General features: G+C 44.7%; 24 protein-coding genes, 1 rRNA gene and 2 riboswitches. Of the genes, 2 read left to right on the forward strand and 23 right to left on the reverse strand.

All coding sequences use genetic code 11. The annotated features are described in order from the left end of the window. Positions 1 to 5 precede the first annotated feature (5 nt). The 5 genes from ligA to UFB30_RS14705 all read right to left on the reverse strand — a co-directional run bounded on the left by ligA (position 6) and on the right by UFB30_RS14705 (position 7687). Positions 6 to 2012, reverse strand: coding sequence for an NAD-dependent DNA ligase LigA (ligA, locus tag UFB30_RS14685; protein ID WP_322422451.1), 2007 nt, complete (start codon positions 2010 to 2012; stop codon positions 6 to 8). Between the two features lie 12 nt (positions 2013 to 2024). Further along, the gene (pcrA, locus tag UFB30_RS14690) at positions 2025 to 4244 is read right to left on the reverse strand and encodes a DNA helicase PcrA (protein ID WP_322422452.1); all 2220 of its coding nucleotides are present in this window, start codon (positions 4242 to 4244) and stop codon (positions 2025 to 2027) included. 235 nt (positions 4245 to 4479) lie between these two features. Continuing rightward, complete coding sequence (pcrB, locus tag UFB30_RS14695) at positions 4480 to 5157, reverse strand: heptaprenylglyceryl phosphate synthase (protein ID WP_322422453.1); 678 nt, start codon at positions 5155 to 5157, stop codon at positions 4480 to 4482. A 396-nt stretch (positions 5158 to 5553) separates the two neighbouring features. Beyond that, a complete protein-coding gene (locus UFB30_RS14700) occupies positions 5554 to 5871 on the reverse strand; it encodes a YerC/YecD family TrpR-related protein (protein WP_322422454.1) in 318 nt (105 codons plus the stop codon). Positions 5872 to 5947: 76 nt separating this feature from the next. Then, the gene (locus tag UFB30_RS14705; protein WP_322422455.1) at positions 5948 to 7687 is read right to left on the reverse strand and encodes an adenine deaminase C-terminal domain-containing protein; all 1740 of its coding nucleotides are present in this window, start codon (positions 7685 to 7687) and stop codon (positions 5948 to 5950) included. A 338-nt stretch (positions 7688 to 8025) separates the two neighbouring features. Here UFB30_RS14705 and UFB30_RS14710 point away from each other — a divergent pair, with 338 nt between their 5' ends. After that, positions 8026 to 8346 carry a helix-turn-helix domain-containing protein gene (locus UFB30_RS14710; protein ID WP_322422456.1) on the forward strand — a complete coding sequence of 107 codons (321 nt, stop codon included), beginning with the start codon at positions 8026 to 8028 and terminating at the stop codon, positions 8344 to 8346. A 51-nt stretch (positions 8347 to 8397) separates the two neighbouring features. Here the strand turns inward: UFB30_RS14710 and UFB30_RS14715 are convergent, their stop codons facing one another. The 15 genes from UFB30_RS14715 to UFB30_RS14785 all read right to left on the reverse strand — a co-directional run bounded on the left by UFB30_RS14715 (position 8398) and on the right by UFB30_RS14785 (position 23570). Continuing rightward, positions 8398 to 8544: an anti-repressor SinI family protein gene (locus UFB30_RS14715; RefSeq protein ID WP_322422457.1), complete on the reverse strand. Its 147-nt coding sequence runs from the start codon at positions 8542 to 8544 to the stop codon at positions 8398 to 8400. 34 nt (positions 8545 to 8578) lie between these two features. Next, a riboswitch (cyclic di-GMP riboswitch) is annotated at positions 8579 to 8675 on the reverse strand. 518 nt (positions 8676 to 9193) lie between these two features. Then, a complete protein-coding gene (gene purD, locus UFB30_RS14720; protein WP_322422458.1) occupies positions 9194 to 10450 on the reverse strand; it encodes a phosphoribosylamine--glycine ligase in 1257 nt (418 codons plus the stop codon). A 150-nt stretch (positions 10451 to 10600) separates the two neighbouring features. Next, positions 10601 to 12133 carry a bifunctional phosphoribosylaminoimidazolecarboxamide formyltransferase/IMP cyclohydrolase gene (gene purH, locus UFB30_RS14725; RefSeq protein ID WP_322422459.1) on the reverse strand — a complete coding sequence of 511 codons (1533 nt, stop codon included), beginning with the start codon at positions 12131 to 12133 and terminating at the stop codon, positions 10601 to 10603. After that, positions 12130 to 12720 (reverse strand): phosphoribosylglycinamide formyltransferase, encoded by a 591-nt coding sequence (purN, locus tag UFB30_RS14730; RefSeq protein WP_322422460.1) that lies wholly within the window; start codon positions 12718 to 12720, stop codon positions 12130 to 12132. Before purN ends, purH begins: the two co-directional genes overlap by 4 nt. Beyond that, positions 12713 to 13747 (reverse strand): phosphoribosylformylglycinamidine cyclo-ligase, encoded by a 1035-nt coding sequence (gene purM / locus UFB30_RS14735; protein WP_322422461.1) that lies wholly within the window; start codon positions 13745 to 13747, stop codon positions 12713 to 12715. The genes purN and purM overlap by 8 nt, the downstream gene beginning before the upstream one ends. Positions 13748 to 13974: 227 nt before the next feature. Further along, positions 13975 to 15396, reverse strand: coding sequence for an amidophosphoribosyltransferase (purF, locus tag UFB30_RS14740; RefSeq protein WP_322422462.1), 1422 nt, complete (start codon positions 15394 to 15396; stop codon positions 13975 to 13977). Beyond that, positions 15381 to 17594, reverse strand: a complete 2214-nt coding sequence (gene purL, locus UFB30_RS14745) for a phosphoribosylformylglycinamidine synthase subunit PurL (protein ID WP_322422463.1) — start codon at positions 17592 to 17594, stop codon at positions 15381 to 15383. The genes purF and purL overlap by 16 nt, the downstream gene beginning before the upstream one ends. Beyond that, positions 17578 to 18261, reverse strand: a complete 684-nt coding sequence (purQ, locus tag UFB30_RS14750; RefSeq protein WP_322422464.1) for a phosphoribosylformylglycinamidine synthase subunit PurQ — start codon at positions 18259 to 18261, stop codon at positions 17578 to 17580. The genes purL and purQ overlap by 17 nt, the downstream gene beginning before the upstream one ends. Beyond that, the gene (gene purS / locus UFB30_RS14755) at positions 18258 to 18512 is read right to left on the reverse strand and encodes a phosphoribosylformylglycinamidine synthase subunit PurS (protein WP_322422465.1); all 255 of its coding nucleotides are present in this window, start codon (positions 18510 to 18512) and stop codon (positions 18258 to 18260) included. Before purS ends, purQ begins: the two co-directional genes overlap by 4 nt. Further along, positions 18509 to 19225 (reverse strand): phosphoribosylaminoimidazolesuccinocarboxamide synthase, encoded by a 717-nt coding sequence (purC, locus tag UFB30_RS14760; protein WP_322422466.1) that lies wholly within the window; start codon positions 19223 to 19225, stop codon positions 18509 to 18511. The genes purS and purC overlap by 4 nt, the downstream gene beginning before the upstream one ends. A 217-nt stretch (positions 19226 to 19442) precedes the next feature. Further along, on the reverse strand, positions 19443 to 20738 hold the full coding sequence (purB, locus tag UFB30_RS14765) for an adenylosuccinate lyase (RefSeq protein WP_322422467.1): 1296 nt from the start codon (positions 20736 to 20738) through the stop codon (positions 19443 to 19445). Next, positions 20735 to 21880, reverse strand: a complete 1146-nt coding sequence (gene purK, locus UFB30_RS14770) for a 5-(carboxyamino)imidazole ribonucleotide synthase (RefSeq protein WP_322422468.1) — start codon at positions 21878 to 21880, stop codon at positions 20735 to 20737. Before purK ends, purB begins: the two co-directional genes overlap by 4 nt. Continuing rightward, the gene (purE, locus tag UFB30_RS14775) at positions 21877 to 22365 is read right to left on the reverse strand and encodes a 5-(carboxyamino)imidazole ribonucleotide mutase (protein ID WP_322422469.1); all 489 of its coding nucleotides are present in this window, start codon (positions 22363 to 22365) and stop codon (positions 21877 to 21879) included. The genes purK and purE overlap by 4 nt, the downstream gene beginning before the upstream one ends. Before the next feature lie 293 nt (positions 22366 to 22658). Further along, positions 22659 to 22759: riboswitch (purine riboswitch) on the reverse strand. Positions 22760 to 22828: 69 nt separating this feature from the next. Then, complete coding sequence (locus tag UFB30_RS14780; protein ID WP_322422470.1) at positions 22829 to 23023, reverse strand: NETI motif-containing protein; 195 nt, start codon at positions 23021 to 23023, stop codon at positions 22829 to 22831. Beyond that, positions 23004 to 23570 (reverse strand): DUF2179 domain-containing protein, encoded by a 567-nt coding sequence (locus UFB30_RS14785; RefSeq protein ID WP_041121910.1) that lies wholly within the window; start codon positions 23568 to 23570, stop codon positions 23004 to 23006. Before UFB30_RS14785 ends, UFB30_RS14780 begins: the two co-directional genes overlap by 20 nt. A gap of 160 nt (positions 23571 to 23730) precedes the next feature. On the opposite strand from UFB30_RS14785, the gene UFB30_RS14790 reads away from it, so the two are divergent. Next, positions 23731 to 24675 (forward strand): Gfo/Idh/MocA family protein, encoded by a 945-nt coding sequence (locus UFB30_RS14790; RefSeq protein ID WP_322422471.1) that lies wholly within the window; start codon positions 23731 to 23733, stop codon positions 24673 to 24675. Between the two features lie 48 nt (positions 24676 to 24723). Here the strand turns inward: UFB30_RS14790 and UFB30_RS14795 are convergent, their stop codons facing one another. The 3 genes from UFB30_RS14795 to rrf form a co-directional block, all read right to left on the reverse strand. After that, complete coding sequence (locus UFB30_RS14795) at positions 24724 to 25014, reverse strand: hypothetical protein (RefSeq protein WP_322422472.1); 291 nt, start codon at positions 25012 to 25014, stop codon at positions 24724 to 24726. 146 nt (positions 25015 to 25160) lie between these two features. Beyond that, the gene (locus UFB30_RS14800) at positions 25161 to 25820 is read right to left on the reverse strand and encodes a type 1 glutamine amidotransferase domain-containing protein (RefSeq protein ID WP_322422473.1); all 660 of its coding nucleotides are present in this window, start codon (positions 25818 to 25820) and stop codon (positions 25161 to 25163) included. Positions 25821 to 26334: 514 nt separating this feature from the next. Then, a 5S ribosomal RNA gene (rrf, locus tag UFB30_RS16645) occupies positions 26335 to 26410 on the reverse strand; the annotation flags it as partial.

Below are 26410 nucleotides of genomic sequence, written 5' to 3' on the forward strand. Positions count from 1 at the left end.
AACTGCTACACCTCTTGTTTTGTGATTTCTTCTACCAGCTGGTCTTCATCCCAGACTGGTATATTTAACTCCTGTGCTTTCGTCAGCTTGGAGCCTGCATCTTCTCCGGCAATTAACAGATCTGTTTTCTTACTGACACTGCCGGTTACTTTTCCGCCAAGTAATTCAATTTTCTCTTTTGCATCTCCGCGTGTCAATTGAGCTAATTTCCCAGTCAGGACAATTGTTTTCCCTGCAAAAGCGGAATCAATGTCTTCAGCTTTCTGCTTTACCGGGCCTGTATAAGTAAGGTTGACGCCGTTTTCACGCAGCTCTTCTATTAACTCAAGTACTTCTTCGTTCTCAAAGTATGTGACGATTGCATCGGCCATTTTGTTACCAATTTCATCAATTTGACACAATTCTTCTGCCGATGCTTCTTTTAAAGCATCTACTGATCTGAAATGTTCTGCAATTGTTCTTGCAGCTTTGGCTCCTACATGACGGATTCCGAGACCGAACAAAAGCTTTTCCATTGAATTATTTTTTGATGCTTCAATTGCGTTCAGCAGATTATCAGCTGATTTTTCGCCCATACGGTCAAGACCGATGAGCTGCTCTTTTGTTAAACGGTAAAGATCCGCAACATCCTGAATTAATTCACTCTGGTAAAGCTGTGCAATCACTTTCTCGCCCAGTCCATCAATGTTCATTGCATTACGTGATACAAAGTGCGTCAGTCCTTCCTGCAGCTGGGCAGGACATTTCGGATTCAGACAGCGCAGTGCGACTTCCCCTTCCAGCCGTTCAAGCTCACTCTCACAGGTAGGGCAGTGCGTTGGCATATTGAACTTTTTTTCTTCACCAGTCCGTTTGTCAGTGATCACGCTGACAACTTCAGGAATAATATCTCCTGCTTTTTTAATAACGACATGGTCGCCAATACGGATATCCTTCTCCCGGATCAGGTCTTCATTATGAAGTGAAGCGCGCTGGACCGTTGTACCTGCCACCCTGACAGGCTCAAGCAGTGCAGTAGGTGTAACAACGCCAGTTCTGCCTATGCTCAGTTCAATGTCATGAAGAACGGTTACGACTTCTTCTGCAGGAAACTTATACGCAATCGCCCACCTTGGACTTTTCGCTGTAAAGCCAAGCTCCTCCTGGTGATCAAGTGAGTCCACTTTGATGACAATGCCATCTATATCATAGGAAAGGTCTGCTCTTTTTTCAGTCCATTCCCCGATATAATCCATGACTTCATCAATGGAGCTGCACATTTTCCGTTCAGGGTTGGTCTTCAGTCCCATCTCATTAAGCAGCTTCATTCCTTCGCTTTGTGACCTGACACCTGTATCGCCGGGGTCTCCAATGGCATAAAGAAAGATATCAAGGTTTCTGGAAGCAGCAATCCGTGGATCAAGCTGTCTGAGTGATCCCGCTGCGGCATTTCTCGGGTTTGCAAAAAGTGCTTCCTCCTTCTTTTCTCTTTCTTCATTCAGCTTGAGAAAGGAGGACTTTGGCATAAATGCTTCTCCACGGACTTCAATGGAAAGCGGCTTTTTCAGACGGAGCGGAATAGAACGGATTGTTTTCAGGTTTGCCGTAATGTCTTCCCCGACTGATCCGTCTCCTCTGGTCGCGCCCTGCACAAACAGGCCATCTTCATATCTGAGTGACACTGCAAGGCCATCAATTTTGAGCTCGCAGCTGTACATTGCACTGTCTCCTGCCACCTCTCTCACCTTTCGATCGAAGTCTCTCAGATCTTCTTCGTTAAAGGCGTTTCCAAGGCTCAGCATGGAGGTCTTGTGGGTCACCTTTGAAAATTGCTCAAGTACCGCTCCTCCGACACGCTGAGTCGGGGAATCGGAAGTAGCAAGCTCAGGGTGCGATTCTTCTATTTCTTTTAATTCATTCAATAACTGATCATATTCAGCATCAGGAACTGTGGGCTTGTCCAGCACATGATACTCATAGTTGTACTGATTCAGCAGCTCATGCAGCTCCTGTACTCTTTTCTCTGCGGTCACAGGCTCAACTCCTTATGTCACTTTATTAACCGGTGCGAATTTGGCCAGCAGGCGTTTTACACCTGTTGGACTTGGAAATGCAATATCAAGTTCCATTGAATCCCCTTCACCTTTTACGCTGACAACAGTGCCTGTTCCCCATTTACCGTGCTGTGCTTTATCACCGACACTCCAGCCCAGATCGCTGCCACCGGTGTTGCGCGGTGCAGGGCGTCTGACGGGACTTTTTCTCGGCTGCGGTTTTGATGGTGATCCGAAGCTTCTGCTGCCTGAAGAAGTTTCTTTTTTCATCGGCTCTTCAAGTAATTCAGCCGGAATTTCAGCAATAAATCTTGAGACAGGGTTCATATTTGTACGTCCGAATAACGTTCTCATCTGGGCATTTGTGATATACAGTTCTTCTTCAGCACGTGTAATGCCTACATAAGCAAGTCGTCTTTCCTCTTCCATTTCAGCCTCTTCCATCAGTGAGCGGCTGTGTGGGAATACCCCTTCTTCAAGCCCCATCAGGAAGACAACAGGAAACTCAAGTCCCTTCGCTGAGTGCAGCGTCATGAGCGTTACGGCATCTGCCGGAGCATCATCTTTATCCAGCTGGTCAATATCAGCGACAAGGGCAAGGTCTGTTAAAAATGCAATCAGACTTTTATCGTCACTCGCTTCTTCAAATGCTTTTGTTACTGACAGAAACTCATCGATATTTTCAAGTCTGCTTTGTGCCTCAATTGTTTTTTCTGCCTGAAGCGATTCTCTGTAACCGGACTTATCAATAATATCCTCCACCAGCTCAGTTACTGATAAGTACTCCTGCATCTGGGTAAAGTTTTTAATAAAGTCACGGAACTCAAGTACAGTCTTTGCCGCTCTTCCGCTGAGACCGATAAAGTCTGCAAGCTCGAGCGCATTATACATCGACATCTCGTTATCACGCGCGTAGTTTGCAATCTTATCAAGTGAAGTGGAGCCGACTCCGCGTTTTGGTACATTAATAATTCTGATCAGGCTGATATCATCATCCGGATTGGCAACCAGTCTGAGATAAGCCAGAATGTCTTTAATTTCTTTTCTGTCGTAGAACTTTGTACCGCCGACAATGGTGTACTCAATATTGGATTTCATGAGTACTTCCTCCATGACACGGGACTGCGCATTGGTTCTGTACAGGATCGCAAAATCAGAAGGCTTTCTTACACCGGAACGGACAAGCTCATTGATTTTTCCTGCAACAAATTGCCCTTCACCCTGTTCACTGTCTGCACGCACATACGTGATTTTCTGTCCGCCTTTATTATCTGTCCAAAGATTCTTGGCTTTACGGTTCGGGTTATTTTTAATAACGGCATTCGCCGCATCAAGTATTTTTTCTGTTGAACGGTAGTTCTGCTCAAGTAAAATTACTTTCGCGTTCGGATAGTCTTTTTCAAATGACAGGATATTCGTGATATCCGCGCCTCTCCAGCGGTAAATTGACTGATCCGAGTCACCGACTACACAAAGGTTTTTAAAGCGTGAGGCCAGCTGTTTGACAAGCAGATACTGCGCTCTGTTTGTATCCTGATACTCATCCACGTGAATATACTGAAATTTACGCTGATAGTTTTCAAGCACTTCAGGTACGCGTTCAAATAAATGAATCGTCTGCATAATCAGGTCATCAAAATCGAGCGCTGAGTTTTTACGAAGCCTTTTCTGGTATTCAGAAAACACTTCACTGATCGTCTGATCATAATAGCTGCCTGCATCCTTTGCGAACTGCTCAGGCGTTGTCAGCTCATTTTTTGCTGAGCTGATTGCAGCAAGAATGCCGCGCGGATCAAACTTCTTCGGATCCAGGTTCTTATCCTTTAAAATACGCTTGATGACTGACTGCTGATCTGTTGAATCAAGGATCGTGAAATTACGATTATAGCCGATCCGGTCAATATCTCTCCTTAAAATCCTCACACACATGGAGTGAAACGTTGAAATCCATACATCCTCTGCCGCTCCGCCAAGAATGCTTCCTACACGGTCTTTCATTTCACGCGCAGCTTTGTTTGTAAAGGTAATCGCCAGAATGTTGTAAGGCGCTACCCCTTTTTCAATCATTAAATACGCGATCCGGTGTGTCAGTACTCTAGTCTTCCCGGAACCCGCACCTGCCATAATCAGCAGCGGGCCATCTGTTGCTTTAATTGCTTTTGCCTGCTCAGGATTCATTCCATTCAGCAGACGATCTGTTAAAAATTGCATCGTCGCACCACCTCGAACATTTGTTCTTATTATAGCCCGGATATTTGCTTCCGGACAACTTTAATCTAAACTTTCTTAAAGATGGCTGATGATTTTCACTCCAGGGGGACGCTTTCCGCGGCCGGGCGGTGAGTCAGCAGGCTTCGCCATGGCCTCACACGTCCCTTCCTGCGAGCCGCCCCCTTACGCTACAATCATCAGCTGTGCAGAAACAGAAACTGTCTTTAATAAAGCACTAATTTAAAACTGTTTTCAACGCTTCTTTTAGGTCATCATAAATAATATTGCCGACTACGATGACGTCAGCGTATGCAGCCATCTCTCTGGCTTCCTTTTCACCTTGAATACCGCCTCCGTAAAATAGGACAGTATCTTTTAATTCACCGCTTACTCTTTTAACAAGTGACGGATCACCGTAAGTTCCGCTGTATTCCATATAGAAAACCGGAAGTGAAAACAGGTGTTCAGCCATGCGTGCATAGGCAATAACCTCATCATCACTGATTGTTGCATCTGCTCCTGTTAATGATGCTGCCTTACAATCCGGATTCAAAATGCAGTAGCCTTCTGCAAGAATCTCTTCCCAGTTCATCAGATCCCCATGTTCTTTCACCGCTTCATGATGAATTCCTTTGAACCATTTTGGATCCTCAGTATTCAAAACAGTCGGTATAAAATATAAATCGTAGCCAGGTGTAATGGCTTCAAGAGCCGATACCTCAAGTACACACGGGACTGTATATCTGCGCACGCGCGCCATCAGATCAAGCACATTTTCAAGTGTCACACCATCAGAACCGCCAACCATGACTGCATCTGTGCCTGATTCACATATCTTTTCAAGTGCTTCATCCGTTATTTCTTTATTAGGGTCCAGTTTAAATACATGCTTCCATTCCCGGACATCGTACATCCCAAGTCCTCCATTCGAACACTCATTATCCGTACTATTATAGCACCGAAGAAGTGACTCTAAAAGAGAAGTGGGGATGAAGTTATAAAGTCGTTAAAAAAAGAAGATGGGACTGATGCTGTCTCATCTTCTTACTCGTTCCGCTGCGCTTCAGGCGGACGCTTTCCCCGGGGACCGCGCTAAGCCTCCTCGGCTTCGCCTGTGGGGTCTCAGCTGTCGGTCACATCCCGGTGGAGTCGCCGCCTTACGCTCCGCTGCACTTAAATTTCACAAAAAACAATATATGACTTACTACAATATCTTGTTTTGGAACAAACTCTTTTCAAAGTTGTTAATTTACAATACGAGCGAAACGATTAAGAGGGCAGGACACATTGTCCCACCCCCTTAAAAATATTACTCTTTATCTTCACCACTGTCATCACTCTGATGAACGCGCTCAAGAACCATTGCGTAAGTATCATTACCATAGTTCAGGCAGCGCTTAACGCGCGAGATGGTTGCAGTACTTGCACCGGTTTGTGTTTCAATTTTATGATAGGTATTCCCTTCACGCAGCATACGTGCCACTTCAAGGCGCTGAGCAAGAGATTGTATTTCATTAATTGTGCACAAGTCATCAAAGAATCGGTAGGCTTCGTCTTTGTCTTTAAGTGAAAGAACGGCTTCGCATAGCTGGTCCAGTTCTTTTCCTCTTAACTTATCGATTTGCATCAGACAGATACAGCTCCTTTTAAAAGTATTGCAAGAGCAAACGTGTGCTCAGCTAAAAATAGGACTCTTTTACATTTTAACGCATTATCGTTGGAAAGAGTACCGTTTTCTTTTTTACATCATAGATTCCGCGCTGTGTCACTCTTAAATAAGGTAAGTGGGTTGAGCACAGAAATAATAGTGTATAAACCGGATCATCAAAGGCGTATCCGCATTCTTTCAGTACATCGCGGAGCTTCTTTTCACCCTCAATCAGGGTTTCCATCGGCTGATCTGACATGACACCGCCAAGCGGCAATGGAATTTCATGAAGCATTTCTCCCTGATCCATCAGCACAATGCCGCCTCCAATTTCCTTCATCCTCGCGAAGGCATCCAGCAGATCCTTTTTACTCTTACCAATCAGCAGAATATCCCCTGTACTTGAAAAAGAAGAAGCCAGTCCTCCAAGATTACTCGCAAACCCTTTAATCAGCGTACAGATTTTCCACTCCCCGTAACGGTCCACAAGCATAAGAAAGCTTTCATCATTATCACGCGGAAGCTCGTTCACACTTGCATCAATAGATACTGAATAAGGCTTGGTGATGACGTTATTGACCATGTCGATCCCGCATGGCATTGAAAACTGCAGGTCATCAGCATCAAGCGTCCAGTCGATCTCAAGCGGTTGTATGTCTGACCAGTCTGGTGTAAACAGCGGTTCCTGTTCCTGACCATCCTTTAAGATCCATTTACCTTTAGACATCACTGATTCAGGAACAGGGTTAGCCGGGTCACCCAGAATGTTTAAGGTAGCAAGACGACCAGTTGCAATCATTCCCTGCATATAATCCAGACGGTAATATTTCGCGATTGCAAAAGAAGCCATATGGTACGCTTCAATCGGCTCCACTCCTTCTTCAATTGCAATCCGGACAAGCTGATCCATGACACCACTCTCATAAAAGGATGGACTTGACCCGTCTGTTGTCATCATGAGTGAATCAAAAGAATGCAGATTGCGTTCCTTTAACTCTCTGATCAACTTCGGCAGATCCGGTCTGATGGATGAATGTCTGAGGGTCACTGCAAGCCCCTGTTCAAGACGCTTCCATACATCGTCCCCTGACATTGCTTCATGATCACCTGTTACACCAAGCAGTGACATTTTCGCAATCGTTTTCTCAGATGCGCCAGGCAAATGTCCTTCCACCCGCTTATAACGCAGCCGCGCTTCTTGCACCCAGCTCAGCAGCAGGTCGTCCCCCTCTGCAAGCTTCGGCCAGGAAGTAAGCTCCCCGGCGAGTAAAACACTCGGGTCATCAAGCCATGACAGCACTTCTCCGTTTGTAAAGACTTCCTCTTCCGCGCGGAGCTCTGTCTGCGAATCCAGTCTGCTCCACCAGTAATATGTCAGTGGTGACGTTTTGAACTGCTGCATAAAAGGAAGCGCTTTCTTTTTGTCGCATAATAAAAGGAGCATCAAATTGTCCTGAATAAATGTCGTCGTTCCGCGCTTGGCTGCATACTCCCCAAAGCTGTGTGGATTATAGAGCTGAAACGGATGAACATGAGGTTCAATATAACCCGGTACAATCCACTTGTCTTCAAGGTGAAGCACTTCAGTTCCATTTAATTTTTCAGGCATGTCGCTCCCTGCATAGATGATTCTATCCTGGTATATCCATATATTCCCTTTCACCCATTGATGAAGGGTTGAATTTAAATAATTAGTATTAGCAAGTACAAGATCAGGTGATTTCGTTCCTTCCAATATGGAAGTATGGTCTCTTAAATGACTGATCTTCCACGGAAATCTCTGTTCCACTCTCATCACTCCAATAATTCCTCTAAAAGTTTCATTAAGCTTACCATATTTTACGCGTCACCGCACAAAAGAAATGTGTGTATTTAAAGAATTTGTGTATAGCTGAACATTATTTTAACAAAATACATTTTTTCCTAAAAATTATTATTGATAAATACTTTTACAATGATTCATCAAAACACCTGACCAAAATTATTATCAGAAACTCTTTGTTACATGTATAATTAAGGTTTTAAGTTTGAATATTCAGAAAAAGTTTTTTACTCTGTTAGTTATTAGTGGTCTTTTTTTATTTGTATGATATTATTTAAATAACAATAAACTTAGCAAAGAGAGTGATTTTCATGATCGGAGACCGTGTTAAAGCTTTACGGAAAGAAAAGAAAATGTCGCTGACTGAACTGGCTGAACAGGCAGGCGTTGCTAAATCATATATCAGCTCTCTTGAGAGAAATCTTCAAAAGAATCCATCTATTCAATTTCTGGAGAAGATTGCTCCAGTACTTGGTGTTACGGTCAACTCTCTGCTGGACCCTGATAGTGATGAAAAAAACGTGGACAGTGAGTGGGTGAATCTCGCGAAAACAGCAATGGAATCCGGGATCTCTAAAGAACAGTTTAAAGAGTTTATTGAATTTAACAAATGGCGTATCAATCAAAAATAGCCTGTGCAGCGAAATGCTTTGCACAGGCTATCTTATCGTTTTAAATCAGTCTTACCCAACAACTAAATCATTCCTCCTCCAATTGGCAGAACCTGCTCCTTCCAGGAAATCTCTAATATCCTCCACCGGAATTCCTGCTTGTACAGCTTCCTCAATAAGCGCCATCCATTCAACATCCACTTCGTGTTTACGACCCATTACATTCCCCTCCTAAAATACTTTCTACAGTACTTCAGGCGGCTCAGCCGTCATAGCTCCCTATCTCTTTCTTGGCCTTAGACCCGTAAGCTTTGCGTCCCACCCTTTCAGATGGTTTGCCTTTTTCTGTTCTCTCAAAGCGATTGCTGCATCTGGGATCAACTTAGGGCTAAAAGTTTGAGTTTAGGTATAATTTCTGGTATGAACTTATATTATCACTAGGATAGTCACAAATAAATAGTCCTATTTACCTAAATATTCTGACTTTTTCAACATTAAATTTATGTTACAATGTTTCATTTGGATTATTTTGAGGAATGGTGGTAAGCAGATTGACGAATGTGCTGATTCAGTTCGTAATAAGAGACTGCTCTGAGAGATGGAAATGTAGTGAGATCCTCACCGCATACAGGACAAAGCCAGATTTCAAGGGTACCGCTGCTATAGGAAGACCGCGTGCATTTAGGACATTCTTTCCGCACCATGTTATCACCTCTTCTTTTGTTCTTTATAGAGAATACCTGTATCCTCATTATATGTCAGAAGAATTGATTCGCAAGAGCTGAAAATGGTCAAATCTGGTGCAAAAAGAATGTATTTCACCTAAATACTCTTATTAACGCCAATTTAGTCATTATTTTAGAAAATTCTAACTTCTTTTTAATGCTTTATGGCCAATATCTTTTCTGTAAAAGAATTGCTCTGCTGTAGTGGTTTCAAGCGCGCTGTAAACGTGCTGACGGGCTGATTCAACACTGGATCCTGAACCGGCAGCCAGTAATATCCTCCCACCATCAGAAACCACTTCTGTTTCCTTAAATCTCGTTCCCGCATGATAGAAGAAAGCATTTGTATCAAGAATCTGCTGTACTGAGTGACCCTTTTCATAAGCATCCGGATATCCTTTAGAAGCAATGACAACCCCAACAACCGTATCATCACTCCATTTTACATCTTCTGTTTTACCTTCTAGCAGGTTTAACAGGAGCTGCGCAAGATCAGATTCCATTCTGTGGAGTACCACCTGCGTTTCCGGATCACCAAAACGCGCATTGAATTCAATCACTTTTGGTCCATCTTCTGTTAAAATGAGCCCCGCATATAAAACCCCTGTAAAAGGATTATCTTCCTGAATCATTGCCTGAACAACCGGCTTAATAATCTCATTCATTGCTTTTTTTTCAGTATGTTCCGGGAGATGAGCGACTGGAGAATATGCACCCATTCCTCCAGTGTTTGGACCTTCATCATTGTCATATGCCCTTTTATGATCCTGTGCGAGCGCCAGTGGAACAATCGATTCTCCGTTGACCAGACACATAAATGAAAATTCTTCACCATCAAGAAAGTCTTCTACCACAATTTTTGCAGATGAAGCACCAAAACGGTTGTGTTCAAGCATATCTTCAGCAGCTGCCAGTGCGTCTGCTTCAGTCATTGCCACAACGACACCTTTCCCTGCAGCAAGACCATCCGCTTTAATCACAATAGGCGCCCCTTTTTTCTTTATGTAATCAGACGCCTCCCGGAAGCTAGTGAATGTTTCATAGCCTGCGGTTGGAATGCTGTACTTTTCCATCAGCTCTTTTGCAAATGCCTTACTGCCTTCAATTGCAGAAGCTTTTTGAGTCGGTCCGAACACTTTCAGTCCTTCTGCTAAAAACAGATCGGTTAACCCCTCAGCTAGCGGCTGCTCCGGTCCGATCACAGTCAGTGCAATATCATTCTTTTTTGCGAACTCCACAAGTTTCTGCTGATCTGTCTCTTCAATCTCGATACATTCAGCATGTGCTGCAATTCCTGCATTCCCAGGGGCACAAAAAACCTTACTGACTGATTCATCCTGATAAAATTTATAGCAAAGCGCATGCTCGCGTCCTCCGCGTCCAACCACAAGTACATTCATCTAAATTCCTCCAGTAATCTTATTTTTCCTGACTTATATTTAAAAAGAGCCGGCCTCAAAAAGAAGCCGGCTAAAAATATTCTGTAAGCGGCTTTGACATGGACCTCTTACGCAAATAGAAAAGTTTCAATCATAGTTACTCAAAACAAATTAATGCTTAAAGTGGCGTACGCCTGTCATGACCATAGCAATGCCATACTCATCAGCTTTCTTAATAGAATCTTCATCCTTAATCGATCCACCCGTCTGAATAATTGCAGTGATACCGGCTTTAGCAGCCGCTTCAACTGTATCATCCATCGGGAAGAAGGCATCGGAAGCAAGTGCAGCTCCCTGTGCGCGTTCGCCTGCCTGTTCAAGCGCGATTTTAGCTGCGCCGACCCGGTTCATCTGACCAGCACCAATGCCAAGTGTCATATGCGGTTCAGCAACAACAATAGCATTCGACTTAACGTGCTTCACCACCTTCCAGGCAGTCTTCATTGCTGTCCACTCCTCATCAGTCGGTTCACGCTTTGTAACAACTTTGAGGTCAGCATCTTCGAGTGTATAGCGGTCCTGATCCTGAACAAGCAGTCCGCCTTCAACTGACGTGTAGATGTATTCATGTTTTAAATGGCGGTCAAATGGAACAGTCAGTAATCTGATATTCTTCTTCTTCGTCAGAATCTCAAGCGCATCATCTGAAAATGCCGGTGCAATGACGATCTCAAGGAAAATTTCAGCCAGCTTTTCAGCAGTTTCTTTATTCACTCCGCGGTTAAAAGCGACAATCCCGCCAAAGATGGATGTAGAATCAGCTTCAAATGCACGCTGGAAAGCCTCCTGCGGGCTATCACCGGTCCCGACTCCGCATGGATTCATATGCTTCACTGCAACAGCTGCTGCCTGATCAAAGTCCTTTACAATCTGAAGCGCTGCATCCGCATCCTTAATGTTGTTATAAGATAACTCTTTTCCATGGTGCTGTCGGGCATGGGCGATTGAGAACTCAGACCCTAACGGATTACGGTAGAATGCTGCTTTCTGGTGAGGGTTTTCACCGTATCGCAGATCCTGCTTTCGTTCATACGTGACTGTGATTCTTTCAGGATTCTCTTCGCCGGATTCCTCAGTTAAGTATTGTGCGATATAAGCATCATAAGCTGCCGTATGTCTGAAGACTTTTGCAGCCAGACGCTTTTTAAGTGCAGGTGAAACTCCGCCTGCTTTTAACTCTTCAATTACTTTATCATAATCTTCAGAGTCGACAACCACTGTTAAATACGCATGATTTTTCGCAGCTGCGCGCAGCATTGTAGGGCCGCCGATATCAATATTTTCAACTGCATCTTCAAATGACACATTCGGCTTTGCGATTGTTTGCTGGAACGGGTATAAATTGACACAGACAAGGTCAATTGCTTCAATGCCCTGCTCCTGAAGCTGACGCTGGTGGTCAGGCTGATCCTGCTTAGCAAGAAGCCCTCCATGAATAGATGGATGAAGGGTTTTTACGCGTCCTTCAAGAATTTCAGGGAAGCCTGTTACTTCATCTACACCTTTTACTGTAACCCCATTGTCAGCAAGCAGTGTTTTTGTCCCGCCAGTTGATAGAATCTCATATCCAAGAGACTGTAATTGCTCTGCAAATTCTACAATGCCTGCTTTTTCAGAGACACTGATTAACGCACGTTTTGTCATTTTGTTTCCTCCAATGCTTCAGCAAATAGCTGGTTAAGTGTTTCAGGGTAAAGGCGATGCTCAATTCCGTGGATCACCTTTTCAATCTCATCTCTTTCCCATCCATCAGGAATCTTAAAAGGCTCCTGCACAATCACAGGCCCTGTATCCATTCCTTCATCTACATAATGAATCGTCACACCTGTTACTTTCATCCCGCTGTCGATTGCCTGTCCAAGCGCGTCTTTCCCCGGAAATGCAGGGAGAAGTGATGGATGCACATTGACAATACGTTTCGGATAGGCCTGAAGAAGGACAGAACCGATAAGTCTCATATACCCTGCTAATACCAGCCATTCTACTTCTTTTTCATGAAGCATTTCAAGAATTGCTGTCTCATACTCAGCTTTTGACGGAAAATCTTTAGGATTCAATGCGCAAACATCAACCCCAAGTGCTTCTGCACGATTGACGGCAAACGCACCAGGTTTGTCCGTGACGAGCAGCACGAGGGAGCCTTTTAATCTGCCATCACGGATTGCCTGGGCGATTGCTTCAAAGTTACTGCCGCTTCCTGATGCAAATACCGCAAATTTAACCTCACTCATGTATGGTTACCTTCTTTCCGCTTCCAGCTGTCACGTGACCAATCTCGTAGCTTTCTTCACCTGCATCTGCAAGCTTTCTCTGAACAGCTGCTGCATAATCTGGACGCACTGCAAACACAAAGCCGATTCCCATATTAAATACGCTGAACATTTCCTGATCTGAAAAGTCTCCGGCTTTTTGAATCAGATCAAATACCGGAAGTACCGGCCAGCTGTTATTGTTCACTTCAATGGATGTTCCTTCAGGCAGCATACGTGGAAGGTTTTCATAGAATCCGCCACCGGTGATATGTGCCATTCCAGTGATTTCACCCGCTGCAAGTGCTGTTTTTACAGCTTTAGGATACAGGCGTGTTGGTGTTAATAGAACTTCACCAAGTGTTTCTTCAAATCCCTCGGGACGGTCAGTGAGCTGCATTTGACTTTGCTCAAGCAGTACTTTTCTGACCAGTGAAAAGCCATTGCTGTGAATCCCGCTTGACGGTAATCCGATTAATACATCTCCAGGCTGAATCGCTTCCCCTGTAATGATCCGGCTTTTTTCAGCGGCTCCAACGGCAAACCCTGCCATGTCATACTCATCTTCTTCATACATACCAGGCATTTCAGCAGTTTCTCCGCCAATTAAGGCACAGCCGGAGTCTACACATGCGTCTGCGATTCCTTTTACAAGCTGTTCAATCTTTTCAGGCTCTGCTTTACCGACTGCCAGGTAATCAAGGAAATACAGTGGCTCTGCGCCCTGGGCAGCAATATCATTTACACACATTGCCACACAGTCAACGCCGATTGTGTCATGCTTGTCCATGGCAAATGCAAGCTTCAGCTTTGTTCCGACACCGTCTGTTCCCGAGATCAGGACTGGTTCCTTGTAATTCAGGGCTGACAGGTCAAACATTCCGCCAAAACCGCCGAATGCGCCCATAATGCCTGCGCGCTCTGTGCGTTTCACATGCTTTTTCATACGCTCTACTGCTTCGTATCCTGCTTCGATGTTAACTCCGGCCTGTTTGTAGGCATCAGACATGAATGTTCCTCCTTGAATACGCTGTTGGGTCTTGGCGCACGATCTCCGTTTCAGGGGGACGCTTTCCGCGGCCGGGCGGTGAGCCAGCAGGCTTCGCCATATGCCTCACCTGTTTCTTCCTGCCGCAGGAGTCGCCTCCTTATACTGCGATCTACGCTGTGGATCTTAAGAAAACCTCTTAATGAATTCATTGCATTCTATCGTTTAAGTCATAAATTTAATTAATATTAATGCGCCAGTTCTTTTTCGTACGGATGCAGGGTATCCGGGTAAATCTCGGTTGGATACTTTCCTGTAAAGCATGCCAGACAGTGTCCGCGGTTTTCACCTTCATCTTCGCGGCCGACCGCTTTAACGAGTCCTTCTACACTGAGAAATGATAATGTATCAGCACCGATTTGCTGACGGATTTCTTCGACAGAGTGTTTAGAAGCGATCAGCTCTTCATGACTGCTTGTATCAATTCCGTAAAAGCACGGATTTTTAATCGGCGGTGAACTGATGACAACATGCACTTCAGTCGCACCGGCTTCCTTCAGCATTTTCACGATACGGCGGCTGGTTGTTCCGCGAACGATTGAATCATCCACCATAACCACACGCTTACCTTCAACAACACCTCTGACCGGTGACAGCTTCATTTTGACACCCTGCTCCCGAAGCTCCTGAGAGGGTTGAATAAATGTACGGCCAATATAACGGTTTTTGATTAGTCCCATTTCATAAGGAATCGATGCTTCCTCAGCGTAGCCGATTGCTGCTGAAATACTTGAGTCAGGGACCCCTGTTACGACATCTGCTTCAATCGGGAATTCCTGCGCAAGCTGCTTGCCGAGACGCTTTCTCGCCGAGTGAATGTTGATCCCGTCGATGTCACTGTCCGGACGTGAGAAGTAGATATATTCCATTGAACAGATCGCACGGTTTGTTGCATATGAAAAGCGCTCTGAGCGGATGCCTTCATCATTAATAATCAACAGTTCTCCGGGCTCTACCGAACGGATGACTTCTGCACCGATAATGTCAAATGCACACGTCTCAGATGCTACTGCATAGCCGTCACCGACTTTTGCAAGCGTCAACGGTCTTAAACCATGCGGATCCAGCGCAACCATTAATTCAGTTTCAGTCATGATGACAAAAGCATAAGCCCCTTTTAACATAGTCAGTGCGTTCTTCACACGTTCCTCAAGGGATGCATATCCGCTTCTTTTAATGAGGTGTGCAAGTACTTCCGTATCTGATGTTGTCTGAAGGATGCTTCCCTGACGTTCAAGCTGGTGTTTTAACTGATTGGCATTCACCAGGTTCCCATTGTGGGCAAGTGTCAGGGTGCCACTTTGAGAGCGGAAGACAAGCGGCTGAACGTTTTCATAGCCGCCGCCTCCTGCAGTTGCATAGCGGACGTGTCCAATTGCGCCATGCCCCTTCAACTCTTCAAGCATTTCCTGGGTAAATACCTCTGTTACAAGCCCCTCACCTTTAGAAAAAGATAAGTTTTCTCCGTCAGTCGCAGCGATTCCCGCTCCTTCCTGACCGCGGTGCTGTAAGCTTTGAAGTGCGTAATACGTCATCTGTGCAGCCTGTTCGTGGCCCCAGACGCCGAAGACGCCACATTCTTCATTTAATCCTTTTAATTCAGCAAGCATGGGATTGCTCCTCTCCAGCTCTCTTCAAATTTTTCTACTGGCTGGTCGATAACAGCTGCTCCGTTATGCACAACTTTTAATACAGGCTGTGCTGTCACTTCACCAATTTTCTTTGCGCCTGTCAGTTCTTCAAATGCTTCCTGATTTTCCGGCTTCACACTGATCAGGAATCTTGATTGTGTTTCGCTGAAGAGTTCAGTTACTGCAGAACCTTCTGTTTCAGCTGTAACACCAAGACCTGAACCGAATGCCGACTCAGCAAGCGCCACTGCAAGACCGCCTTCAGCAAGATCGTGTGCAGATTGTACAAGTCCCTGCTGGATTGCTGTTAACACCTTTTGCTGACGATCAAGTTCTGTTGCTAAATCAAGCTCAGGTGCTTTCCCTGAGATCTCTCCTGCAGTCAGCTTTTGAAGCTCACTTCCTCCAAACTCAGTTTTTGTATCCCCAATAAGGTATACAGCGTCTCCTGCCTGCTTGAAGCTTTGAGTTGTAATATGATCCAGCTTTTCAATCAGGCCAACCATTCCGACAACCGGTGTCGGGTAGACCGCTGTACCGTTTGTTTCGTTATATAAAGAAACGTTTCCGCCAATAACAGGTGCATTCAGCACGCGGCACGCTTCACTCATACCATCCACGGATTTCTCCATCTGCCAGAAAATCTCCGGCTTATCAGGACTTCCAAAGTTCAGGCAGTCTGTAATCGCAAGCGGACGTCCGCCTGAGCAGACAATGTTACGTGCAGCTTCTGCCACTGCGATTTTCCCGCCTGTCTCAGGATCAAGATACAAATAGCGTGAATTGCAGTCTGTTGTCATTGCAAGCGCCTTTTCAGTGCCGCGGATACGAAGAACGGCTGCATCAGAACCAGGCGTTACAACCGTGTTTGTGCGCACCTGATAGTCATACTGATCATAGACCCATTCTTTACTCGCGATAGTCGGTTGTTTTAAAAGTGCATGCAGCGTTTCTTCCACATTTTCAACTTCAGGTTCCTGATTTTCAATCGCCTGGAATTCACGATAGTAAACAGGCTCTTTTGAAGGCTTATGATAGACCGGTGCATCTTCAGCAAGCGCATCAACCGGTACATCTGCTACAACGTTTCCTTCATGAAGAAGACGGAGACGCTTATCATCTGTAACCGTTCCGACAGCTACTGCATCAAGGTCATACTTATGGAACAGCTCCTGAATTTCTTTTTCGCGCCCTTTTTCAATGACAATCAGCATACGCTCTTGTGATTCAGACAGCATCATTTCATAAGCTGACATACCTGTTTCACGCTGTGGGACAAGATCAAGGTTCATTTCAATACCTGAACCTGCTTTACTTGCCATCTCAGCTGACGAGCTTGTCAGACCCGCTGCACCCATATCCTGAATGCCGATCAGCGCATCGTTTTTAATCAGTTCAAGGCATGCTTCAAGCAGAAGCTTTTCCATAAATGGATCTCCCACCTGTACTGCTGGACGCTTTTCATCTGAGTCCTCTGTTAGTTCTTCAGATGCAAATGTCGCACCGTGGATGCCATCGCGGCCAGTTTTTGCCCCGACATACATCACTGTGTTACCAACACCCTTTGCCTGGCCTTTCTGAATCTCATCATGATTAATCAGCCCGACACACATGGCATTAACAAGCGGGTTACCGTCATAAGATTTGTCAAACTGGACTTCGCCGCCGACTGTCGGAATGCCGATACAGTTACCGTATCCTGCGATCCCTGCAACTACCTGCTCAAATAAGTACCGAACACGAGGAGAATCCAGTTCTCCAAAGCGTAGGGAATTGAGTATCGCAATGGGTCTAGCTCCCATTGAAAATACGTCCCGTATAATGCCGCCGACACCTGTCGCCGCACCCTGGTAAGGTTCGATGGCAGATGGGTGATTATGACTCTCGATTTTAAATGCCACTGCCTGGCCGTCTCCAATATCAACAATGCCAGCTCCTTCTCCCGGTCCCTGAAGTACCTGCTCACCTGTGACAGGGAATTTCTTTAAAAGAGGCTTTGAATTTTTATAGCTGCAGTGCTCTGACCACATCACTGAAAATAATCCAAGCTCTGTATAGTTAGGCAATCTGCCCAGGATCTTCTCTACAAGGCTGAATTCTTCATCAGTCAGCCCCATTTCTCGGTAGATTTTCTCATCCTTGATTTGCTGATCTGCCGGTTCAAGCATTAACGACATGAGAGTCCCTCCAGTGTTTTACGATTGATTGAAACAATTTAAGCCCATCCGCACTTCCTAACAGCTCGTCCACAGCACGTTCAGGGTGAGGCATCATGCCAAGTACATTTCCTTTTTCATTCGTGATCCCTGCAATTGAAAGCAGGCTGCCATTTGGATTATCTGCATAACGGAAAGCGATCTGTCCGTTTGCTTCAAGCTGCTTTAGTGTGTCTGCGTCACAGAAATAGTTGCCTTCACCATGAGCGACTGGTACTGTGATCCGCTCATTTGGCTGATAGGCTTGTGTAAACATTGTCCCGTTATTGACAACTTCAAGTTCGACAGGTCGACAGATAAATTTCAGTCCCTGATTACGAAGCATAGCGCCAGGCAGCAATCCTGCTTCAAGCAGAATCTGGAATCCGTTACATACGCCAAGCACAGGCTTACCGGCTTCAGCAGCCTTCACCACTTCAGTCATCACATTCGAAAAGCGTGCGATAGACCCTGAACGCAGGTAATCTCCATAAGAGAACCCGCCAGGCAGTAAAACGCCGTCAAACTGACTTAAGTCAGCCTCATCATGCCAGACGTATTCAACTTCCTCACCAAGCTCATCCTTTACTGCGTGATACATGTCAATGTCACAGTTTGATCCTGGAAATACAATGACCGCAAACTTCATTGTGTAACGGCCTCCTCCACTTCAAACTCATAGTTCTCAATAACTGTATTTGCAAGAAGCTTCTCGCACATTTCTTTAACCGTTTCTTCAAGCGGACGGTCAGACGGCTCAATTAAAAGCTCCAGGTATTTTCCGATTCGTACATCCTGCACTTCGTGATAATCCATTGCATGAAGTGAATTCTTTACTGCTGTTCCCTGCGGATCAAGTACACTCTCTCTTAACGTTACATGAACTTTAACTTTTATCATGATTTGACGCCTCCCAGTCGGTTTAATACCTTTTCATAAGCTTCTGTCAGACTTCCAAGATTCCGTCTGAACACATCTTTATCCATCTTCTCACCCGTTTTAATATCCCAAAGCCTGCACGTATCAGGGGAAATCTCATCAGCAAGCAGCACCTGTCCGTTTTCATCACGTCCAAATTCAAGCTTGAAATCGATTAAATCAAGACCGATTTCTTTGAAAAATGCGGTCATGACCTGATTCACCTGAAGCCCTTTTTCTTTTAAAAGGGACAGTTCCTCAGCTGAAGCAAGTCCGAGAACATCAATGTGATCTTCATTAATCAGCGGATCACCGAGATCATCGTCCTTGTAATACCACTCCACGATTGTTTTCGGAAGCTTTGTTCCTTCATCCAGACCAATCCGCTTCGCAAGCGTACCTGCTACAGTGTTTCTGACAACCACTTCAATTGGAATGATCTCCACTGCCTTTACCAGCTGTTCATGATCAGAGATCTTTTTGATAAAGTGAGACTCAATGCCTTCTGCCTTCAGCTTTTCAAAAAGAAGACTTGTAATCAGGTTATTCAGTACGCCTTTTCCGGCAATCGTTTCTTTCTTTTCACCGTTAAATGCAGTAGCTGAGTCTTTGTATTCAATCCATAGAACGTCTTTTTGATCTGTCTGATAGAGTCGTTTTGCTTTACCTTCGTAGAGGAGCTGTTCTTTTTTCAACTGGATTTCATCCTTTCGAATGTCGGAATATTGGGATTATTTACTTTGCAACCAGCTGATTTCCGCTTCAGGCGGACGCTTTCCGCGCGGCCGGCGGTGAGCCTCTTCGGCGCAAGCGCCTGCGGGGTCTCACCTGTCCGGCTTCTCGCGCTGGAGTCGCCGCCTGCAGAGAGAATCAGCTTTTGTAAGCAATTAAAACGTCAGCTTCTATTTGTATTTATAAAAGTCCGATACGCTTAAACACTGTGTCTACGTGCTGCAGGTGATAAGTGTAGTCGAAGCAGTCTTCGATTTCTGCCGGTGACAGTTTTGATGTGATTTTTTCTTCCGCTTCAACGAGTTCACGGAAGTGCACCTGCTTTTCCCACGCTTCCATTGCTTTTGGCTGGACTGTGTCATAGGCTTCTTCGCGTGAAAGACCTTTGTCAATCAGTGCAAGCAGGACGCGCTGTGAGTAGATCAGACCGAGTGTGCGGTCCATGTTGCGCTTCATATTTTCAGGGAACACTGTCAGGTTTTTCACAATGTTTCCGAAACGGTTCAGCATGTAATTTAATGCGATTGTTGCATCCGGCAAAATGACACGTTCAGCTGAAGAGTGTGAAATATCACGCTCATGCCATAGCGGAACATTTTCATAGGCTGTCTGCATGTAGCCGCGGATCAGACGTGCAAGTCCTGTCATATTTTCAGAACCGATCGGATTCCGTTTGTGTGGCATTGCAGAAGACCCTTTTTGACCTTTCGCAAAGAATTCTTCTACTTCACGTGTTTCACTCTTTTGAAGGCTGCGGACTTCTACAGCGAACTTTTCAATAGACGTCGCGATCAGGGCAAGTGTTGCCATATAATCTGCGTGGCGGTCTCGCTGCAGTGTCTGTGTTGAAACCGGTGCAGGTGTTAAGCCGAGCTTTTCACATACATAAGATTCAACAAACGGGTCGATATTTGCATACGTGCCGACTGCGCCTGACATCTTACCAAATTCAACGCCGGCTGCTGCGCGCTTGAAACGGTCAAGGTTACGCTTCATTTCTTCGTACCAGAGTGCAAGCTTCAATCCGAAAGTCGTCGGTTCAGCATGAACACCATGTGTACGACCCATCATCACTGTATCTTTATGTTCTTTCGCTTTCTCAGCTAAAATCTCTACAAAGCGCTCAAGGTCAGCAAGCAGAATTTCATTCGCCTGTCTTAGCAGGTATGAAAGTGCAGTATCTACAACGTCTGTTGAAGTCAGCCCGTAGTGTACCCACTTCTTTTCATCACCAAGTGTTTCAGAAACCGCTCTTGTAAATGCCACTACGTCATGGCGCGTTTCTTCCTCAATCGCTTTAATGCGGTCCACATCAAATGATGCATTCTCACGGATTTTCTGTACATCCTCTTTTGGAATGTCACCAAGCTCTGACCATGCCTCACATGCCAGAATTTCCACCTCAAGCCATGCTTCAAAGCGGTTCTGCTCAGTCCAAATCGCACCCATCTCAGGTCGCGTATACCGTTCAATCATTGTTGTGCCTCCTTGACCGGGCTCCAGACGCCTGATGCTTCAATTTCTTTCAGCGTCTTTTCAATATCATCTGTCAGTATTGTGATATGCCCCATTTTCCTGTTTGTTTTTGCTTCGTCTTTCCCATATAAATGAAGTGACCAGTGTGGGTAATGCGCAATGGCATCTAACGCCGGCTCAACATGCTGACCAAGTAAATTCACCATCACAGCAGACTTTAAAAGATCTGATGACGGCAGCGGCCAGTTCGTAATTGACCTGATGTGCTGATGGAACTGTGATGAAGAGCTTGCTTCTATTGAATAGTGACCTGAATTATGAGGTCTTGGTGCAAGTTCATTCACATAAAGCTCTCCGGCTTTTCCAACAAACATTTCAACTGCAAGCGTCCCGATCAACTGGAGCTGATCAGCCACCTGCTCTGCCAGCCTGATTGCATTGGCTTTCACTTCCTCACTCACTCTAGCGGGCACAATAGAAGTATGCAGTATCTGATGCTCGTGAATGTTCTCAGCAATTGGCTGTGTAACAGTCTCACCTTTTTCATTGCGGTGAATGATGACTGAAATCTCACAGTCAAAATCAACAAAAGCTTCTAATATACATGTCCCATTAAGTTTGATCAGCTGTGCTGCTTCCGGCAGATCCTCTTCACTTTCAAGCTTTACCTGCCCCTTGCCATCATATCCACCTGTAATGGTCTTCAATAACATCGGAAAAACGAACGTTCCTATCATATCATATAATTGTTGTTCGTTTTCTATGATTTTATAAGAAGCAGTAGGAACATCTGCTTTTGTAAGTGTATCCTTTTCAAACTGACGGTTTTGTGTGATTCTGATCAGTTCAGCTCCCTGAGGTACATGCGCTTTTCCGGATAAACGTTTTAGAGATTCATAGTCTATATTTTCAAACTCATACGTAATTACGTCACTTAATTCAGCCAGTTCTGCCAACCCTTTTTCATCGTCATAGGCGGTTTGAATGACATAGTCAGCAACCTGTGCACATGGTCCATTTTCAGAGGGGTCCAGCACTGCTATCTTGAAGCCTGCTTCCTTTGCAGCGAGCGCCATCATTCTGCCAAGCTGTCCACCCCCTATAATGCCAATGACTGCAGGCGGCAGTATCATTTGCTTCATACGAGATCACCACTGCTTTCAAGTACTTTTTCTTCACTCTTCTTTCTCATCTCAGCAATTCTTTCAGCTAACGCATCGTCAAATGATGAAAGCATTTGAGCAGCAAGAATGCCTGCATTTGCAGCGCCTGCATCTCCAATCGCAACTGTTGCAACCGGAACACCGGCTGGCATTTGAGCAATGGATAATAGTGAGTCCAGTCCGTTCAGCGCTTTTGACTGAATCGGTACACCGATTACCGGCAGGGTTGTTTTAGCAGCAACCATGCCCGGCAGGTGTGCGGCACCGCCTGCTCCTGCGATGATGACTTTAATTCCGCGTGATCTTGCCTGTTCTGCAAATGAAAACATGAGGTCTGGTGTACGGTGTGCACTGACGACCTGTTTTTCGTAAGGTACTTTGAGCTCGTCGAGTTTTTCGCATGCTTTTTTCATTGATGGCCAGTCTGACGTACTTCCCATAATGACGCTAACCAGTGCTGACATCTTCTCACTCCATCCGGGTTTAATTCTTTTATAACCGCTGTTGATTTCCGTGGAGGACTTCGCTTTCCCGCCCCCGGGCGGTGAGCCTCCCCAGCTTCGCTTCCGGGGTCTCACCTGTCCCTTCCTGGGGCGGGAGTCTCCGTCCTCCACTCCAATCAACAGCTAAATCTGATAAATGACTAAAAGGTTAAGATAACAAACAAACAAATAAAAAAAGTCAGCAGCTTTTCTTCATGTTTATTAATGAAGGAAAGCTGCTGACTTTTGTCAGGGAGACCTGCAGAATATACGGGTGCCCTGACTCTTTCCCTCATAGTCCTGTCATTTACGGTGCAGGGTAGAAACTTTCGGGCCATATTCCCGATTTTATATGAGGCCGTTCATTCAATTGATTTCGTAATCATCATAACAAGCTGACATCAGAACGTCAACACAAAAACGAACATTGTATTTTCTGAACATTTCATTGTTCGCTTTTTTGACCCTGGAATCTGATTTTCTGTCTGATTGGTTCCTGTTTTACAGAAGATCCATCTTTTACTTCTTTAAATACCGGCTCTTCCATTCTTCTGACCGGCATATATCCTTCTTTCGCCATCCGGTCGAGGCAGTCGCCGATTGACTCGTGCTCCTCAACATCAAACCACTTTTTGCTCATTCTTCTCCTCCTGTGACATTCTTCTTCTCACACTCTTGACCCAGAAGCCGCCGTGAATCGCTTTTGGTTCATATGATATCATAAATGCCTTCGGATCGATCTCTTTAATTCTGTCATAGAGCTTTAATTCGTATTTTCTTGGCGTTAAGATCTGCATGGCAAAACGATCCCCTTCAAGTCCATTCGCTTCCCAATCTGTCACACCATAGCCGAGCTCTCTCAGCTTTCTTGGCAGCTCGAGTCCATTGTCAGTTGTAATGACGTTAACTGTAATATAACCAAGCGCTAATTTTTCTTCAATCTTCATGCCAATGATGACACCAAGACCATAACCTACCGCATAGGCAATCAGGTTTTGAATCTCATTCAGATTGTCCAGCACAAGCCCCAGACCAACAACATATATTACGACCTCTACCATGCTCACACCTGCTGCATAATAGCGGTATCCCTTTAACGTTAAAATCATTCGAATGGTGAAAAACGATACATAAAAGATATTAATTGAAAAAATGATCGCTACCATTACTAAGCTGTTTTCAAGCAACTTTATTCTCCTCTTTTCCGGTATTTTCAAATCCTAAAAGCAATCCTACTAGCCTTAACTGAAAATGTAAAGGTCATTACGCCCCAAATCATGAACTTTTCATAATTTCGCATATCGAAGTGATATAATTGTCTTATTACTGAACACAGGAGTGAAGAGCATGAAAGAGTTATCTATTGGCATTATCGGGCTTGGTGCAATCGGGCAGCGTCTGATTCCCGCATTTGAACAGCACGAAGGCTTTACAGTCTCGGCAATCAGTGACGTGAACAAAGCATTAATGAAAGAAGCCACTCAAAAGCATTCGTTAAAAGCGATTCATTATACCGATGCAGAGGAAATGATCGAGTATGGTGCACTTGATGCCATTTACATAGCCGTTCCACCTAAATTCCATCATCACTATGCACGCCTGGCTGCAAAACGCGGCATTGCAATTCTTTGTGAAAAGCCGCTTGCTAATTCAATAGCAGAAGCGGAAGAGATGACAGAGGCTGTAAAAGCAGCTAACGTAATCAATGCGATTCACTTTCCGCTTCATTACAGCAATGAAGTTGCATTGCTAAAGGAAAAGTTATCAAAAATCGGTGATATCCAGAGAATTGAGTTAACCATGCGATTCGAAACATGGCCGCGCACCTGGCAGCAGAATGACTGGATTGCTAAGCGCGAACAGGGTGGCTTTATTAGAGAGATCACTCCACATTTTATTCAATTGACAAACAGATTATTTGGAAAGATTATCATCTCAGCGAAAGATACACAGTATCCGGACAACGAGATAGACTGTGAGACAAGTGTCGTCGCCTTTGGAAGTGCCGGGCATATTCCATTTATAATCAATGGACATAGCGGAATTGGGATGAAAGATGATCTGACCTATAGAATTTATGGCACAAAAGGCATACTTTCCCTTGATCAATGGGCCGAACTGAAATATGGCAATGCTGATCAGCCGATCGAACTGATCCAGGAACGCTCAGCCTCTGCATCCGGATCACTCTTAACAGCATTTCATTACGCCATTACCACTGGTGAACGTGCTGACCTCGTGCCATTTGAAGAAGGCACAGCCGTACAGAAAGTATTTGAACAGCTCCTCTAAAAACAAACAGGGAACCCCGTCAGGTTCCCTGTTTACATATAAATTGATTCACTCATCAAGTTTCAGGATCGTCCGCTGCATCGGAACGCCTCCCATACTCACATTTCTCTCTATAAACAAATAATCTCTTCCATCAATACGGAACTTGCCGTTTCCCATGTAATCAACATCTCTTCCGTCATCTTCAAGCTTATTTCTAATTGCCTCAACATGTTCGCTAAACTTATAATAACGCTCATCAAAATCAATAATGATATTCCCCTTCTTATATCCCATCAGCCGGTTCAATAAAAATAAAAGCCCGACAATCGCAATCAGGATCGCAATAATAATATACATTTTATACTCTCCTCTCATAGCTCATATACGAAAAGGTTCAGGAAAAGTTTCACTACACAATTTCCTTCATCAAACACTACAGCTTGATTGTCCTAAAAGAGGTTACAAAAAAATGGGCAAACCCTTTTGGATTTGCCCATTCTCTTTTATATTACTTTTACAAAAGCTTCTGCAGCTTTTTGACTTGATTGCGGGTTTTGACCAGTAACGAACTTACCGTCCGTCAATACATGCTCAGCCCAGTTACCCTGTGCCACAAAGTGTGCACCCTGCTCTTCAAGCTTAGACTGAAGCAGGAATGGCATTAGAGAATCAAGACCAGTATCCCGTTCTTCCTCGTCTGTAAAACCAGTCATTTTTTTACCCTTCACCAGATACGTTCCATCTGAAAGCTCAACATCAACAAAACCGGCAGGCCCATGGCATACAGCGCCGATTGCTTTATTATTTTCAGCAAAATGTGAAAGCGCATCCTGAAGCTGAGGTTCGTTCGGCAGGTCAAACATCGTACCGTGTCCCCCTGGCAGGAAGATCCCATCAAAGTTTTCAAACACTACATTCGATAGCTTCTCAGTGTTTTGAAGCTCTTCCTCCGCTTCCTTCCACTCAGCAGGATTTTCACCATCATCTAAACTATTTGGATCAAGCGGAATACCTCCGCCTTTTGGACTCACCACTGTAACCTCATAACCATTCTTCTTAAATTCCACATAAGGCTCAGCGAACTCTGATAACCAAAGTCCCGTCGGATGATCCTTATCAATTTCACTCGTATTCGTTAATACCATCAATACTTTTTTACTCATTGTATACATACCACCTTTTCAGTAATGGATGTTCTCTTCTTACACTATATTTAGATACCCGATTACCAACTCATTAAACGAAACTCAAGTAAAATGAGATCTATTTCACCTTAAATGAAAAATGAAGGCAAGGGATGGGTAGAAAAGCAGGAGTTTAAGGAAATAAGTCTATCCATGAAGGAATGACTGACATTGGTGATGTAATACATCTATAAATGATGGAATTAGACGCGTGGATTAGGCTGGTGAAGGAATGATTTCAGGATTGAGGGAATTAAATCGCATACTGAAGGAATCCAACCCAGGGCTGATGAAATAACTCTCAGATTGAAGGAATTCTCATGCGCTTGATGCCGTTGGGAAACTGGCTTTTTGCCCTGAATGCATTTAGGATCTCGTCAGTTTGCCTTTGATGCAATTAGGACTCAGCCTTTTTGCACTTTGCCCTTCACGCCCTTCGGAGCCTGTTCTTTTCAAATAAAAAAAGCCTTCCCGCTCAGGGAAGACTCAGTTTGCCTAGCGACGTCCTACTCTCACAGGGGGAAACCCCCAACTACCATCGGCGCTGAAGAGCTTAACTTCCGTGTTCG

This window comes from Jeotgalibacillus haloalkalitolerans (genome assembly GCF_034427455.1).
Classification (GTDB): Bacteria; Bacillota; Bacilli; order Bacillales; family Jeotgalibacillaceae; genus Jeotgalibacillus; species Jeotgalibacillus haloalkalitolerans.

What these genes read in the sequence shown, in the direction of transcription:
- pcrA (WP_322422452.1), bottom strand. Translation starts at nt 4,244, where the DNA reads ATGCAATTTTTAACAGATCGTCTGCTGAATGGAATGAATCCTGAGCAG.
- pcrB (WP_322422453.1), bottom strand. Translation starts at nt 5,157, where the DNA reads ATGTACGATGTCCGGGAATGGAAGCATGTATTTAAACTGGACCCTAAT.
- UFB30_RS14700 (WP_322422454.1), bottom strand. Translation starts at nt 5,871, where the DNA reads ATGCAAATCGATAAGTTAAGAGGAAAAGAACTGGACCAGCTATGCGAA.
- UFB30_RS14705 (WP_322422455.1), bottom strand. Translation starts at nt 7,687, where the DNA reads ATGAGAGTGGAACAGAGATTTCCGTGGAAGATCAGTCATTTAAGAGAC.
- UFB30_RS14710 (WP_322422456.1), top strand. Translation starts at nt 8,026, where the DNA reads ATGATCGGAGACCGTGTTAAAGCTTTACGGAAAGAAAAGAAAATGTCG.
- UFB30_RS14715 (WP_322422457.1), bottom strand. Translation starts at nt 8,544, where the DNA reads ATGGGTCGTAAACACGAAGTGGATGTTGAATGGATGGCGCTTATTGAG.
- purD (WP_322422458.1), bottom strand. Translation starts at nt 10,450, where the DNA reads ATGAATGTACTTGTGGTTGGACGCGGAGGACGCGAGCATGCGCTTTGC.
- purH (WP_322422459.1), bottom strand. Translation starts at nt 12,133, where the DNA reads ATGACAAAACGTGCGTTAATCAGTGTCTCTGAAAAAGCAGGCATTGTA.
- purN (WP_322422460.1), bottom strand. Translation starts at nt 12,720, where the DNA reads ATGAGTGAGGTTAAATTTGCGGTATTTGCATCAGGAAGCGGCAGTAAC.
- purM (WP_322422461.1), bottom strand. Translation starts at nt 13,747, where the DNA reads ATGTCTGATGCCTACAAACAGGCCGGAGTTAACATCGAAGCAGGATAC.
- purF (WP_322422462.1), bottom strand. Translation starts at nt 15,396, where the DNA reads ATGCTTGCTGAATTAAAAGGATTAAATGAAGAATGTGGCGTCTTCGGC.
- purL (WP_322422463.1), bottom strand. Translation starts at nt 17,594, where the DNA reads ATGTCGTTAATGCTTGAACCGGCAGATCAGCAAATCAAGGATGAGAAA.
- purQ (WP_322422464.1), bottom strand. Translation starts at nt 18,261, where the DNA reads ATGAAGTTTGCGGTCATTGTATTTCCAGGATCAAACTGTGACATTGAC.
- purS (WP_322422465.1), bottom strand. Translation starts at nt 18,512, where the DNA reads ATGATAAAAGTTAAAGTTCATGTAACGTTAAGAGAGAGTGTACTTGAT.
- purB (WP_322422467.1), bottom strand. Translation starts at nt 20,738, where the DNA reads ATGATTGAACGGTATACGCGACCTGAGATGGGTGCGATTTGGACTGAG.
- purK (WP_322422468.1), bottom strand. Translation starts at nt 21,880, where the DNA reads ATGAAGCAAATGATACTGCCGCCTGCAGTCATTGGCATTATAGGGGGT.
- purE (WP_322422469.1), bottom strand. Translation starts at nt 22,365, where the DNA reads ATGTCAGCACTGGTTAGCGTCATTATGGGAAGTACGTCAGACTGGCCA.
- UFB30_RS14780 (WP_322422470.1), bottom strand. Translation starts at nt 23,023, where the DNA reads ATGAGCAAAAAGTGGTTTGATGTTGAGGAGCACGAGTCAATCGGCGAC.
- UFB30_RS14790 (WP_322422471.1), top strand. Translation starts at nt 23,731, where the DNA reads ATGAAAGAGTTATCTATTGGCATTATCGGGCTTGGTGCAATCGGGCAG.
- UFB30_RS14795 (WP_322422472.1), bottom strand. Translation starts at nt 25,014, where the DNA reads ATGTATATTATTATTGCGATCCTGATTGCGATTGTCGGGCTTTTATTT.
- UFB30_RS14800 (WP_322422473.1), bottom strand. Translation starts at nt 25,820, where the DNA reads ATGAGTAAAAAAGTATTGATGGTATTAACGAATACGAGTGAAATTGAT.